The sequence below is a fragment of the Alteromonas sp. D210916BOD_24 genome (genome assembly GCF_047159385.1).
GTDB lineage: Bacteria > Pseudomonadota > Gammaproteobacteria > Enterobacterales > Alteromonadaceae > Alteromonas.
Genome location: NZ_AP038333.1, coordinates 46,819 through 61,611, shown reverse-complemented (window position 1 = coordinate 61,611; position 14,793 = coordinate 46,819). Strand labels below are relative to the sequence as shown.

Here is a 14,793-nt window from a genome sequence, read left to right as displayed (position 1 = left end):
TAACTACCTTACCATCCTAATAAATATCGAAAGCCATGCAGGAACAAGTCTTTGTCCAGATGTAAAACCATGTATATCAGTTGTGGTTTATTTTACAAGCTTATGCCGTTAGCCTTACCTTAACGACTTCAAAGGTAAGGTTACTTACCAAGCTAAATTTTTGGACGAAACATGGAAAGCCTGAAAATACCATATGGACTTGATGACAAAGATAAACTCGTTGCAGCGAATCAAGCTCTCAAAGGCGAGAGTTATCGCTGTCCGCAGTGTAAGACTTCACTAGTTTTCAGATCTGGTGAATATCGAGCGGCCCACTTTGCACATGCGCCTGAGTCGCACTGTAGCCTTGAGTCTATTCTCCACATAACAGCTAAAGGCTTAATCCTCGAAGCCATGTCTGCTAACTCTTCCGGCAACGCAGTAATTTGTTTGGAAAATCATTGCGAATGCTGTGGTGTTGTCTTCGCAACTGATTTGCCATCTGGAACGTTCACTGATGCAAAACTAGAAGTTAGAGTCGGTGACTTTATCTGCGATGTGGTTGGCTATCGTAGTACGAACGTAGCTTTGGCTGTAGAAATTTTTAATACACATTCTGTCGATGTTAATAAGGCAACTAATTTAGAGGCCTACTGGGTAGAATTGAAAGCCGAGGATGTTTTGCGAGATCCATTCAAGTGGGTTCCAACCCAAGCTCGACTGAAGAACACCTACTGCACGGATTGCAAAACACATTTAAAGGATGTTGTAAGACTGTGTGATCACTTCAATATCGACAGATCATTATATTCAGCCATCAAAGATCCTAGGCAAGCTCATTATATTGCTGACATAGAAGAATGCTTTCGGTGTCACAAGAAGACTCCCGTGTTTTGGTGGTATGGCGTGCCGTTCTGCGAAAATGAACCGCCTTCACCTAGACCGACTACGATTCAGTACCGCCACTCAAAAAAATACGGTGGATCATATTGGGCAAACACTTGTGCATGCTGCAACGCGTTACAGGGAGATAATTTCTTGTTCCTATTTGACAATGCTCCGTTCAAAGGTTTACCCCTATCTCACGAATCGTCAGGCAACAGTCGCCAGACCGGTAATGTTAAAATCGTCACTGGAAACAATGCTGCGATGTCAGAGATGATGAAAGTGATCAAACGTAACTTTGTGTAAGAGAGAAACGAGATGACAGTACCCAACGTGACAGATACGGAATTGAATCTTTGGTGATTGAATCTGAAATCTACCAGCGCGTCGGCGAATTCGTTGTTTCGTTTCAATGGATTGAGAACAAACTTCGCGAGATTGGTTGGTTTATTATTGATCCAGAAAGAAAACAATGGCCCCCACTTGAACTTCGTAAACTGAGCAATCATGACCTAATCAATGAAGTCCAAAAACTTTTCATTGAAGCGCTACCGAAATGTAATCTACCCACTTATTTGGAAGAGGACTTCCTTAAGTCTTTTCATAAATGCGCTGAAGAGCTGCATGCGCTAAGGAAATATAGAAACAGGGTTCTACATTCAGCGTACATTGAGATAAAAGGTGGAGGAGAGAAAGTGGCGATCCTTCGCTCAAATCCTATTATTGGCATTGATGAAAATACTGAGGAGTATTCTTTCGACCAAGAAAGTCTAGGACCCGACTCATTTAAGGAAGAAATGGTCAAGATGGCAGAGGTATCCCTATTTCTAAATCGAGCTTTCATTCAGTTGGTGCATCAATATCCCAATGGGGGAAGTGACCTGTAGTGGGTCACATTTAATTTGATATTTTATTTCAAATGCTTAGTTGTTCGATTGCTTTTTCCACACTTTCACAGTCTGACTTAGTATCAAAACACAACCAAATATCATTTTAATTTACATCGTGATAGCTTTCGGACTTACTGGATGCCAATGAGCAAAAAGTGCTCAGAGAATTACTTCGACTAATTATCACTGATATAAAACGACATGATTGATTTCAAAAACGAAGAATGCAGTGCGTGCAGCAAGAAAAACGTCTATTTCTCAACTGAGATTTTGTCAGTGGATGAAAAAACTAGCGCTATCAAAAAGGTATTTTTGTTTCGCTGTGAAGACCACCTCGATACTGATTTAGATGAGATGTTTGCTTTAAGATGGAAGAAACTAGAAAGTAGTTAGACACCACGACGCAAAAATCCTATACGTATAAGAAGAGTTAGGTTTTGATTAGATATTTTACCGCGTCAACAATCCGTTACCATCACTAGAGCAAATCCGCCATCTGTAGCCATTGCTTAAAAATGGAAGGCGTTAAAAGCAGCGCGTCCAGCTTGACGTCCGAACCAGTAAAAAATGCCCCTTCATCACGCAACGCCCACTCTTTAGAACTACCGGGTGTTCCTTCAAAAATAATTCCTATTGCCGAGAGGTTCTTACTTTCTTCAAACTTAGTAAATACCGGGCCGCCACTCATTCCACTAAAGTAAAAGTTATGCTCATTCTCAAGACTAGAAAATAGGGAAAAAGTGTTCCTAGTAGGATTTGCGGGTAAGGTTGGCTCCAGAATTGCCTGAAAATATGCGGCAAGTACATGGGTTTCAGTCTGAACCTTATGTTCCGTCGCATAACCACACGCTAACTTGTGACAGTTGTATCCCCAATCTGGCTCAATCCAGTTATCAAGATCGATAAAATCTTTATTGTTTTTTAACATGTATAGTTCGATGAAGGACCGACCAACAGGAGCAATAGCAATATCTGGGTTCTGATTGTCTAATTCGGTTTTTTGTAATGCTTTGAAGGCACTCACGTACCCGTCCGGTCCATAGCCACCAAATTGAAAGACCGTTTTACTGTTACCTACCGCCGTTAGATGTCTTTCTGATGATGTATGCAGTTTTTGCTGGTGATATACATGTGAACAGGTTACTACGTATCTGGCATTTTGATATTTCACGAACGTCATCGTTCCATTGGCCTTTTCTGCGGTATGACCGTCTTGCATAAACGGTTTTGAGAGAAAAATCGGAGCGCAGTATGTTGAACCGTATTCATCGCTAATAGCCATAAAAGACCTTTATAAATTTATTGGATTAAGAGCTTTGGGTATTCCAGCAGTTGCAGGTGTGAATGTTCATGTACGACTTACCCTTGCAACAAATGCTTTTCCCTCAATATCGCCTTGTGTTTGGGAGAGTTGTTGTAATTTTCATCGACAATTCTTTCTATCGCTGTCTTAACCGCCTCCTCTGCCAGTTCATTGTTTATTAGATGAGATGAATGTGGCCGCGCCACAATTACCGATTTAAGCTCCTCGAACGCTATAAGGCTATGAGGAAAGTAAACATCAATTGTAGGATCTTCTTCTTTCACTTCTTCAATAGCCTCTCGTCCAAGGTGGTTCGCAGCGTTAAAACACTCATTACACACTTTAATATCGTCAGCAAATGAATCGCTTTCTGTATTGTGGGCAAGAATGGATTTTACTTCGAAAACCCAAGGGTTGTTTTTCGAGGGCTTTAGGCAGTCGTATTTAGAACGCTCACAACATGGACATTTCCAATTATTATCATACCTTGTCCAACTGCGCCCTCTTGTCTGTGAAAGATGAGCAATTTGACCTGCTGTAGGTTTATCCTTGGTCTGTTGCTTAGGTTTTAATCGCCAAGATGAATGATTACCTTTAAATGGCATTGAGTTGTATAGCAGTTTTTCAGGATCGTAGTGCAACGAATTTAGCCCTCGCAGATTGAAGCGGTAAGTCGCTGCTCTCTCGACTTCTTTTGCCGATGAGTTGGAGGGCTGATACCAATGTGTGTCACTTGCAGCTTGATCAGCTATATACTTTGCTAGCTTCATTCGCTTGTCAAAGACATCAATATTCTCACGCCAAATAACGGAAGCGATTTCAGCGTCTATTTCATGTTCTTGATTATTTCTGGGCTTAACAAAGCGACCTATTTCAGCGGGAGAGAATGAAAAGTCCGGATGCGCCTTTATCTTTAATTTAGCTAAGCCATCAGCCTTGTTACAGTCCGCGCATATGACCGTATTGTCATATGCGGATATTGCGAATGACGTTCTGATGGCGAAGCGTTCAGCCAGCTCAGTGGCAACAACTTGCTTTTTGGATGACGAAATTTCTTCGAAAAGTCTTCGAACAATATCTTTCATGTGGTCATGATGTTCATGTAATTGGCAGGAAGCGTAACCGCGCGAATCAAGTTTGGCGATTTGTGGCTTTTTTCTCTTGCAAGATGGGCATTCCCAATCCATCGATGTTCTCACCCACCACTTGTTGAGATGTGCTCCCTTCGCGCCAAGTGCTTCAACTATCTTATGTGTTTGTGGAGAGAACTCCGCATCAAACCAAGGATTACCGCCATTGCTAAAGAACTGTTTAAGCTCTTCTAAGCTGCCAAATTTATCAATACTCATTTATCACCTAAAGTGTGGCAGTCAGTTCTCGGTACTCATCTAACGCGAAACGATCAGTCATTCCACTTACATAATCAATAATTAACCTTGAGCGGTAATACAGCTCTAACTTTTCATCATCCTGAGATATGTCGCTCTTCTCAAAGAGGGCTTTTACACTGTCTGAATACGTTCGCTTATGCTTACTAGACAAGTCATGGAACAATCGCGTCTCAATAGGCGAGGGTTTCAAAAATTCTCTTTTAAACAATACCTTAAAGTCTTCAAAATTAAGTTCTAATAGCGGTGTGTAGATATTGAGGAGGCCAGAAATAACAGCAAGCCCTTTAAGCTCAAGCCGTTCCACTTCGTGATCTGAGAACACCTTTGAGATCGCCACTTTTTTTAGCGTCTCCGTCGCCAAGTAAAATCTGTCACTCCCACCGAGTAACGGCTCGTCCAGTGTTCCCTCAAAAATTGCTTGGTGATTTTGAATAAATCGATCTGACGCATAGTTTGCGAGGTCATTAACAAGCTTAGTGCGCAGCGTAAGCATATATGCATGGTTTTTGTTATGTGATTCACGTTCATAATTAACCAATGCTGATTCTGCTATGCTCAACAGATATTCTTCGTCAACAACGCTATCCGCAACGTCTTCCTTTCCCTTAAATGAATTCCACGTTTTCTTGATAGCATCATGTAACTGGAGAACATCTAATATTTCTTTGTCTAGAGCATCATCCAAATCCGCGATGCAGTACGAGATGTCATCAGCCGCTTCCATTATGTAAGTGAGCGGGAACCGGCAACCTTTACTGATGCTTAGTGCTTCATTCAATTGCTGAACAAATTCCTGCTCAGAATAGTAAAATCCCGGCTTCTTCATTCTATATTCAAACTCGTCACCTTCCGATGGTTTATCTTCATACGCTGGTCTAGTGTATTTGATGAGGCACGCAGTTTGCGTGAAAGTCAGATTCAGGCTTTGCAAACTATGCAGTAAACGAATAGCTTGAGCATTACCCTCAAATGTCATTAAGTCAGTTACGAGTGTGTCACTTTCCACTTCGTCACCAAACTTTTCTTTGAAAATAGATTTGAGCCGATTACGTGCCCAGTTATTGATTGCTTCTTCGCCGAAATGGCCAAACGCTGGATTACCGACGTCATGCAGTAAACAGGCTATCTCTATTGCACTAACAAAGCCTTCACGCTTGTCATTCAAACCAAGTTGAGTCGTTAATTCCTGTTCATCCAGCTTTTTTAATATCAGTTTTGCTATGTAACGTCCGGTTTGCTGAACTTCAAGTGAGTGGGTTAATCTGCTGCGAACTGCGGCGTTCGTTTCTAAAGGGAAAACCTGTGTTTTCTGCTGGAGTCTTCTAACTGCTGCTGAATTTATTGAACGGCCACGGTCACTTTCCATTTCTTCGTTAAAGTCCCGGCCAGCAATTCTAGAAACATAATACCGGTCACACTTCAGTTTGTTGTTGTAATCCATGTGCTCATTCACTCTTTTGGTTTAAATATTTGTACAAGGTCGTTCGGCTCACTTTAAAATGTTCTGCTATTTCGCTAATGCTAATGTCATTGTTTGAAGCCATTGCTTTAGCTTTCCTAACATCTTCTTTTGACAACAAGGGTTTTCTTCCGCCGACTCGGCCTCTGGCACGAGCGGCAGTTAGTCCACTTTTGGTTCGTTCGATGATGAGTGAGCGTTCGAATTGAGCTACGGATGCAAAAATATGGAAGATGAGTTCCCCGGATGGACTGCTTGTATCTATGTTTTCTGTGAGTGATACAAACTGAACATTTCGTTCTTTGAACAACTCAACAAGTGAAATCAGATCTTTTATTGAACGACCAAGCCTATCTAGTCGCCAGACGACAACTTTGTCACCTTCGCGCAGGCTATCTATTAGTCGCTCAAGTTGAGGCCGAACCTTTGAAGTTGCTGATACTTTTTCTTCATATACTCGATCACAACCAAATTGCTTCAACGCATCAATTTGAAGTGCCGGATTTTGATCATTTGTACTGACTCGTGCATAACCGATAATCATCGCAAAACGTACCTTAGATTTACATAGATAAGTTAACAAGTTTATGGACAGCTTGTCGAGCAAAATATGAACAAGATGAGATAAACATGAAAATGTACAGAAAACGGAGGTTTTATGAACAGATGTAAATTAACTTTTCGATAGGGTGGTGACGCTGGTTTCAACTTATCTTTACATATATCGCCATATTGGCAGCCAAAGCACTTTTGCCTATTTCTGTATTTTTTAAGTTGCCGAGGATTCAAGCCTTCTGCTTTTCTGAGTCTTTAGCTATAACATTCTTGGCCTTTTGCTTTGGACTTTGCCATATCGTCAAGTTTGGGCAGGGTAGGAGCACATGCTGATTCAACAATTAGTTTAATTGACCGGAAAGATCTGTTTAATGCGCTTGATGTTCGCCCTGACAATTTTTCTCATCATTCAGCCCCCCCACTTCACTGTTGCCTGACACAGATACTGGTGTTTTTGCCTCTCAACGTCACTGTTCACAAAAGTGAAAAAGGCTCGACTTCTAGCATCTGATCTGTCAATCAATAGTAGTAAGGATTGAAAACACTGGCGCTGCATATCTGTAAGGCTGGCAATATCACTAATCAATTGCTCTGAACTAGTATCCTTAATATATGTGAAGTATTTACCCAAAAAACCTGCAATGACATCAGAGAGTTGCACGCCTAGGTAGTCATGGGATTTGACGAACTCATGATTTTTGTAGGGCTTCCCATTTTCAGCCAAAGAGAACCCCTTGAATAGGCTTTGGATCTGCTCTTCTTCATCAAAAACATGTCGTGAATTCTTGAAGATATACAACTTCTGAAGATAAAACACCATGAAGTTATCAATAAGCTCTTTTCCATGAAAACCAGAAATAAAGGGTAATTCATCTAACTGAAGCGCTCTTTCGAAAAGGCTTTTCAGCACTTCAGCACGATATGTTGGAAGGTTTCCAGATCGTTCTTTAACAAATAAGATCAGCCAACGACAGAAATCCTTTACTTCAGCTTCATCAATGTCTGGATAGTTAAATGCAGATAGTTGTGACAAGAACACCTGCCTATCTGACACAGCCAAATCATAGAAGTCTCCTTTCAACTGAAAGTGGGATAATATAAATGCTCTTTCGCGTATCTCGCCAATTATTGAGTCGATGATGTCAACGACAGACCAATACAATAGGTTGAGATTGAAGTAATGGATATAAAATTCATTCTCGTTTAACCAATCGAAGATCTTCTTGAGCTTGCTCGATTTCAACATATCGAAAGGTCCTCCTTTCGCGATATGCTTTAGCTTAAGTTCTTTTGCGGATTTCTGTAGTAAAAGTGAGTTGAAAAGCGGCTCAAAACGTTTGTTGTTAAATTCACCAACGTGGGCAACCCCGGCCAGCACGAAGCTATTGTCTTGCTGAACATTTAAGCCTGAGTCTGTGAGGTAGAGCTTTCGAATGTTATTAGTTTCGTCGTAATAAAACGTATATTGATCATCAACATTACGAAATCGCTCCTGATTGATAATCATTTGTCGTACATAGTCGATATCCATATTTACTTTAAAACCAGCTCTTCCTGTCGTTTTTTATCAAACATGCTATCTCATCGAATAAATCCATCACCTCTTCTTTGATAGCATCTTGCCCTATTTTGAATAGCCAGCAAGGATATACTTTATTCGATTTGAAAGCATATCCTTGCCCCCTATACATACCCTAAGAACCAGACTTTCAATAATAATGGTGCACTCAGAATCAGCAACCGTTTCGGAGTACGGTTTTGCTGGATATGACTTAACTGGCCACGAGATTTGGATCTCTGTACTTTCTTACAAAGATATAGTTTGGCGTTCCACACCAAATAATCGGCTTGCCTTTGCCTTCGCCACTGAAATGACAAGTGCCTGCAACGATAACCCAAGCCCCTAGCATGTCATCGATGTCTTCAACCTCAAATAGTTCAAGAAAGTCATCCACGATATCGTCAAAAATGGTAATGCTCGCTGAACTGTAATCTTTGCTTGAGTTAAGCCAAAGTCGCCCATCTGGTGTCTTACCAACAGAAGCTACTGGTCCCCAATAAAGTGCGGAACGGTCATCATCAAATTCGGTAATTTGGTCAAATCGTTTAACTACATTCTTAATGGCACCGCTTACAAAAACCTCATTTTGGCGCTTGTAAAAGACCACCTCATCCGAAGAATTTCTGAATGACTCACTTTTAACTAATCGTAACAACAGCCGCCTTAAGTTTGACTGTTGTGGTGTATCCCCATCAAATCTGCGCCGGACAAAGCGATTGCTGGTAGAACTTTCGAATTCTTTGTTGGGGTCTCGCTCAGGATATGGCTCTGCGACTTCTATTGAACCTCCTTTTTCATCATCAAGATTAATAATTAGCGTTTTAGATGCATCATTATCAGTTTCAAGTGCATCGTCGTCGCTTTCTCTGGCCTCTTCATAATGCGTCTTGAAATTGCAATCATCGACATGATGAGCGCAAAAGTGCGCAGGAGAAAGCCGACTTTCTTTTCTAAACCAAGCGAATCCATTACATTCTGTGCATAGAAGCGCCCGTCTTTTGCTTTCTCTCTCCGCATTGGGCAATGCTACGAATTCTTGGATTTCGTATTCTTCACCATCGTCTTTGCAAAATGCTACATCCATAGATTGTCTTCCCTATATTCAATTTTTTCTTGTCCATTGAACTTCCCGGCATTTACTAGACAGTTATTTAGTTTATTACAATTCATTTTCCAAAAAATTCCTCACAACCTCATCGAAAAATGCGACTCCAGACTCTGACAAGATAAATCTCTCGCTTCCGGGCAGCTCCAGCAAAAGATTTCGATTTATCAGTACGTTTTTAAACTCAGAAAATAAGTCGCTTTTCAGTTTTGCTTTTTCAATTAACTCTTGCACATCATCCATCTCTCGAAGAGAGTCAATGTCAGCTCGCGTAATCCCACCACTAGGCTCTGTCAACTTCGTGAATCGGAAGTTCTGCTCATTGATGAATTTGCCAAGCATCAGCAATAGTAGCGCTGCCTTCATGGTTATATCGGTTTTCAGATCCTCCACAGTCCCAGTGTTTTTCCTTAGAAATACAAAATTTTTCTTCTTAACTAACTCCTGCCCAGACATATCGTACTGAGTCGAATATGCTTGAATATTATTCATAATTTCTTCAAACAGAGGGTTTGCAACAAAGCTGCCACTGTTATTCAGCACTTTACTATTGATGACTTTTCCAGAAGTCAGATTTTGATATATCTCTATGCTTAGTCCAACGTCATACATGTGAAATACTCCCTTTCAGCTCAACATTTAAATAGTCCAAATAGTATTTATCGTCTTGTTGTCTACGCCTCTGTTGGCTGAATACCAAATTTTCATAAGCGATATATGGCATAATTTCTTCAATCCCACATAGAACGTCACCCAACCAAAAGCCGGTTAATTCTTCACTGAGAACGTTAAAAACAAAGTCATGTACATCATGGATCGTGTCAGGAATTGATATCCGCGACATGATTTTTGAGATATCCATCTGCCTTTCTTCTTCAACAAACACATCTTTTGGCAGGAGACTAAGAGATCTACGAGATGGCTTTGTTTCAAGGCTCTCTAATAGATTGAGATATTCTTTAAAACGGAGACTCGTGCGCCCTTCGAACCAATTCAGCTTGGGAGCATGAGTAGACTTATGTTCCCTCAGCCCATCCAAAATAGTAAAAGATTGGAAAACAGAGGAATTCGGCGTTAAATACTTGTTTTTCTGCTTACCATGACGCAGTGGCACCATGTCTTCTACAAGTGCATTGAAAGCGTTCTCGATAGCGAGAAAGCGATCTCTATCTTGTGCAAGATAAGTTGAATATTGTTTTAGCTTTTTAACTAGTGCACCAATATCTTTGTAGTAGCTACTGATTGCGGTGAAGCGATATTGAAGTCTATTGGATTCGTTTAGCCTGTCAGGATAAGAAGCAAGATGAGCGATTAGCTGATTAATCGATTGGGTCAGGGTTTTCTTGCCTTTCATCTCCATCATAGGGTCGATAAATTCATAGCATGGTAAAACATACTTATCATGGAGTTCTGTAACAGTGTCATAAAGTTCAAATACTGAAATCGCTGTGTTTCCAGTATTAAATTCTTTGTAATGTTGAGAAACCTTCCTCACCTGCGCGTCCAGAGCTGCCACATTTTCCTTAATCTTTGAATGAATCTCGCTTAACAGGCGGTAAAAAGAACCCAATAATTCATTCAGATCTGAACTGTCCATACTAGTGGTGGCATCACAAAGATTGCTTACATAATCTGAAACTCGCTGACGCAAATCTTCCAGATCATATCTATTGAGTTCCCTTGCTCTTTTAACATCAATAAACCTAAGCAGGTCTATGATGACATCTGCAACTGCAAGACGTCCTAGATTCTTGTCGTGATGAATGAAAACACCGTTTTCCAGAAGCGTTTGCAAACTAAGGTGTGCTTGAACGTTAACGTCGTTGTCTTGACAGATTTTTTGACTATACAAATTCAGGTAAAGCATCTCAGGGATATCTGGCACCCCGTTTTGCTGGTCAATGAAATCGAGGATCTGAAGAAAGCTACTCTGGTGCTTTATTATGGCCGATAATATGACATCTCGATTAAGCCGCATTTGCCTTCCTTCCAAAGCTCTCGATGTGCTCCGGCAGTATGTGCATGTGACATTTTGCAACAAGGGGAGAACTAATTTTCGCCCTATCAATCATTATCCAGCGACCGACATTACGACTGATGTAACCTGAAAATGTTGGTGTGGCGCAAAAGATAGAGAATCCATGCTCGGCGATTTGTTGAATCGTCGCATTTGTATTTTTGAAATCTAACGTGCCAACCTCATCAACGATTATTGGCATTTTCAATGCGACGTAGTCAGGCGTAATTTTCTTAAGGAGTACGGACAATACGAAAGCGGTTATTGTACTTGTAGTGCCTCCAGATTGGCTCTTTTTGACGCGTTCTCCGGTCTCTTCTAAAGTGTATTCGTAGTTAACGGCCTGAATAATATCGTGCATCTTAAGTTTGCGAGATTTTTTATCAAAATAGCTATTCGCAAACCGAGTGAGAGACTGATAAAACTCAGGCTCAAGTAGTGTTTCATCGGATATGTCTTGCTTCTCCAGTGTTGCAAGCAAGGACTCAAATCTACTGTTAATTTCTGGCCTCAAATTTATTTCGGATAAATTCGACACATGTTTATTGTTGAGTTCTTCATTTATTCCGCCAATAAAATTCGTGAGGAACTGCTTTGACGTCTTAAGTTCGCTGATAAGATTACTAACAAACTGGTTATGCGTACTAATGCTCGTATTAAGCTGCTCAAGGTCATATTGAAGGGTTGCATACTCACCAGAAAACCGATCTATTACTTTGGAGATATCAGACAACGCATCATATTTTCTGTGCTGTTCAACACCCTCTATTTGCACGCTAGATAGAAGCTGATAGAGGTCACTTGCAACGTTAGTATGTTGACTAGCTATACCCATTGAGAGGCTATTCAGTTTTTCAAACCACTTCTCATCCAAGGATACATCTTGCGATAGCTCATCAATGGCGAAGTCTATATCCGCATGTCTTTGTATGCTTTTAAATACATTTTCATAACGCGATAAACTCTTCTCCTCGTCACTAATACATTGCAATGCTTGTTGCTTTTCACTCGCTACACCAGTGAGTTGCAAGAGTGAATTTCTTACTTCTTCTAGTCGAATCTCATGTGATGTTAATTCTCTCTTCAAAGCAATCAGTCGATTCTCGTCTTCTTCTTGTTTCTTGATCATCGAGTTTAGAGAGCGAATATCGTCTCTGTCTCGCGATAGCCGCTTCAGTTCGTCACTTGTTTTTTTGATCAGTTCTTCAATGTTATTGCTTTTAAGCGCCTTTCTTTGCTCTTCAATCTTCGCATCTAATTCTCGAATCTGCTTATTCACCAGCTCCAACTTAATCCGAGCTTCCTCTACTAATCCAATAGGGTCGTATTGCTCATAAAGGGTATCTTTAATTGGTTTATCAAGGAAAGTGAGGTAACCAGAGTTCTCTTGTGCAAATAACGCAGTGAAGTTTTTTACAATGCCGATTTGATCTTCAGTCATCAGCACTACAGTTAATGCGAGATTTTTGTTTAAGGAAGATATAACGCTTGCGCTATCGGTATCATCGAGTTGATGAGCTATCGAACCAGATTGATCAGATATGTATGCGTTTAACTCTCTTTGACTGCTTTGTAATCGTTTCAAGGTTTCTAGATCTGAAGCGAGTTGCTTACGAACGCCATCTTCTTGTTGAAAGACTCTTAACGTTGAATCCTTCTCAATGTATGATTTATCCAAAGCCGCGAGTGTTTCATCTACCGTGCTGAAACCAAGTGATGTGTATAGATTTTTAGTGTCTTGAACGCGTTTGACAGTGTACTTAAGACCGTTTTCTAGTTCTTCTATCTTACCGCCTAATTTAATAACTTCACTATTGGCATCAGTCGCTGCTTTCTCTGCATTTATTTTTTCTTCCGTCGCTTCCTTCGCTGCGCTACTAACCCGTTGTTTTCGCTCCTCAAAGCTTTCCTTGGCATTGTCCAACAAATGGCGAAGAGTTTTGTAAATCACCGTGTATTCTTTGTGAGAATCAGTTAGTTGGTTAAAGTGAGCCAAGAGCCTCTTAAATCCCGGCTCGTTGTTCTTTAATGTTTGAAGTTGGTCCTGTTTTGATACTAACTCTCGGTAGTCGTCAGCGATGTTGAGGAGGTCAGCACTGAGTCTTTCCTCATCCCTTCCCCTTCCCATTTCGAGAAGTGTGGCAATCGCCTTAGGCAAAGTGCTTTTTTCTGAATTTTTTATATCAAATGCGAGCTGATAGATGTTTCTGAACGCTTCAATTGAATCTGGTCTGGCATCTTTCATCGGCAACACACAGAAGCGTCGTTGTTTTTTAGTTCCCCGCATCCCTTCAAACATCAAAGCGCGAATTTCGCTTGGATCAGATGTTTGCAGCCCATCATTCGCAATTACAAACTGCTTAACCGCTTTTACACTTAAATCTTCACTGAACTGGTTCTTTTCGCAATTCCAGAAGATAGCTTTCAATTCATCGTATGCGACAGGAACAAACATCCGACCATAGGTATAACCAAACGTTTTATACAAAATCATGCAAAAGGTCCCTTCAGGGTTTTGCACTTCTAGGGTGATGAATGATATTGCCTCAGGGAAATAGAACTCATATGAATCCTCCTGATTGTAGGTGCCTCCGTTTCCAACGAACCGAAATTTTTCTTCACAGTTGCTAAAGTTCACTTCAGGAAAAAGCAGTAACTTGGTTCCTGCCAAACTTGCTGTTTTACCGACATTATTTCTACCAAACATTGCCAAATGCTCATCGAGGAGAAACTCTGAATAAGCATGGTTTGCAGAGTTTACATAGACGAGACGTTTCAGTACGTACTCCTCAGCCAATAGTCCGTCATAAGCTAAATCAGTCATCTAGGTAACTCTCCTGTTCCAGTTCTCTGTGTGTGCTTCGAATTAGTTGAGCGATGTAAGTCAGTTGTGGATGCGTATTACCAAGCTTTATCGCCTTTTCAATAGACTTAGGGTCTGCGGGTTCTCTGACGTGTTCTAAGCGTTTTTTGATATCTTTAGGCACTATGAATTGGATAGTGGCATCGGGTAACAATGAGATGATGTTACTTGCAATCTGTAACCCGCCAGCATCAACATCTAGCAAAACATAAATAGCTTTAAACGTTGATAAAAACTGCTTATGTAAGGCATTGGCGATGGCATTTCCCTCTGTGAACACAGCAAGGCATTGATCGGCAACCTCTGGCTGCACTTCGCAATGCTGAACAATGAAGGAAAGGATTTTGTCTATATCGATAAAGTTTTGTCTATTTTCTACTAAGAGTGCATATGGGTGGTGTTTTAGTTCTGGTGTGCAGTTTCCATCGGTATCAAACATGATGACCCCCGGATGAGCAGCCCCTTCTCTAACGAGAAGCATTGAGCCATTCACTGAATAATCGTGACTTCTATTTTGTTTTGCGCCGGAAATGCGATCCGTACCCTGCTCTACCACTATCTGATCTAACTCTTCTCGGAGAGGTTGCGCTAAATGGGTTACTCGGTAAAGCGCACCGGAAACCTTCCTCGCTTGAATATCTGATTTGCTGAAGATGAGATTGAGCGCAGGCGCACTCAGAAGATTGAGGAATTTCCCAAGTGTAATCGGATTGCCGGAATCAATTTTCTGCAAATAATTTTCAATGGATTTTCCATAATTCATTGGCCACCCCGAACGGTATGTA

At 40.9% G+C, this 14,793-nt stretch carries 12 protein-coding genes; 2 read left to right on the top strand and 10 right to left on the bottom strand.

Annotation, left to right across the window (positions count from 1 at the left end):
- Positions 1–171 precede the first annotated feature (171 nt).
- Positions 172–1,170, top strand: a complete 999-nt coding sequence (locus ACMCM8_RS00290; RefSeq protein WP_412724308.1) for a competence protein CoiA family protein — start codon at positions 172–174, stop codon at positions 1,168–1,170.
- Between the two features lie 53 nt (positions 1,171–1,223).
- Positions 1,224–1,751 carry a hypothetical protein gene (locus ACMCM8_RS00285; protein ID WP_412724306.1) on the top strand — a complete coding sequence of 176 codons (528 nt, stop codon included), beginning with the start codon at positions 1,224–1,226 and terminating at the stop codon, positions 1,749–1,751.
- Between the two features lie 481 nt (positions 1,752–2,232).
- Here ACMCM8_RS00285 and ACMCM8_RS00280 read toward each other — a convergent pair whose 3' ends face one another.
- The 10 genes from ACMCM8_RS00280 to ACMCM8_RS00235 form a co-directional block, all read right to left on the bottom strand.
- Entirely contained in the window at positions 2,233–3,036 is an 804-nt protein-coding gene (locus ACMCM8_RS00280) for a hypothetical protein (protein WP_412724304.1), read from the bottom strand.
- Between the two features lie 77 nt (positions 3,037–3,113).
- The gene (locus tag ACMCM8_RS00275) at positions 3,114–4,406 is read right to left on the bottom strand and encodes a hypothetical protein (RefSeq protein ID WP_412724302.1); all 1,293 of its coding nucleotides are present in this window, start codon (positions 4,404–4,406) and stop codon (positions 3,114–3,116) included.
- Positions 4,407–4,413: 7 nt separating this feature from the next.
- Positions 4,414–5,889 carry a dGTPase gene (dgt, locus tag ACMCM8_RS00270; protein WP_412724300.1) on the bottom strand — a complete coding sequence of 492 codons (1,476 nt, stop codon included), beginning with the start codon at positions 5,887–5,889 and terminating at the stop codon, positions 4,414–4,416.
- Positions 5,890–5,893: 4 nt separating this feature from the next.
- Complete coding sequence (locus ACMCM8_RS00265) at positions 5,894–6,451, bottom strand: recombinase family protein (RefSeq protein WP_412724298.1); 558 nt, start codon at positions 6,449–6,451, stop codon at positions 5,894–5,896.
- Between the two features lie 420 nt (positions 6,452–6,871).
- Positions 6,872–7,993: a DUF3800 domain-containing protein gene (locus tag ACMCM8_RS00260; RefSeq protein WP_412724296.1), complete on the bottom strand. Its 1,122-nt coding sequence runs from the start codon at positions 7,991–7,993 to the stop codon at positions 6,872–6,874.
- 241 nt (positions 7,994–8,234) lie between these two features.
- Positions 8,235–9,107: a hypothetical protein gene (locus ACMCM8_RS00255; protein ID WP_412724294.1), complete on the bottom strand. Its 873-nt coding sequence runs from the start codon at positions 9,105–9,107 to the stop codon at positions 8,235–8,237.
- 75 nt (positions 9,108–9,182) lie between these two features.
- Positions 9,183–9,740, bottom strand: coding sequence for a condensin complex protein MksE (locus tag ACMCM8_RS00250; RefSeq protein WP_412724292.1), 558 nt, complete (start codon positions 9,738–9,740; stop codon positions 9,183–9,185).
- Positions 9,733–11,106, bottom strand: a complete 1,374-nt coding sequence (locus tag ACMCM8_RS00245) for a hypothetical protein (RefSeq protein ID WP_412724290.1) — start codon at positions 11,104–11,106, stop codon at positions 9,733–9,735. The genes ACMCM8_RS00250 and ACMCM8_RS00245 overlap by 8 nt, the downstream gene beginning before the upstream one ends.
- A complete protein-coding gene (locus ACMCM8_RS00240; RefSeq protein WP_412724288.1) occupies positions 11,096–13,969 on the bottom strand; it encodes a hypothetical protein in 2,874 nt (957 codons plus the stop codon). The genes ACMCM8_RS00245 and ACMCM8_RS00240 overlap by 11 nt, the downstream gene beginning before the upstream one ends.
- Positions 13,962–14,771 (bottom strand): hypothetical protein, encoded by an 810-nt coding sequence (locus ACMCM8_RS00235; RefSeq protein ID WP_412724286.1) that lies wholly within the window; start codon positions 14,769–14,771, stop codon positions 13,962–13,964. The genes ACMCM8_RS00240 and ACMCM8_RS00235 overlap by 8 nt, the downstream gene beginning before the upstream one ends.
- Positions 14,772–14,793: the final 22 nt, after the last annotated feature.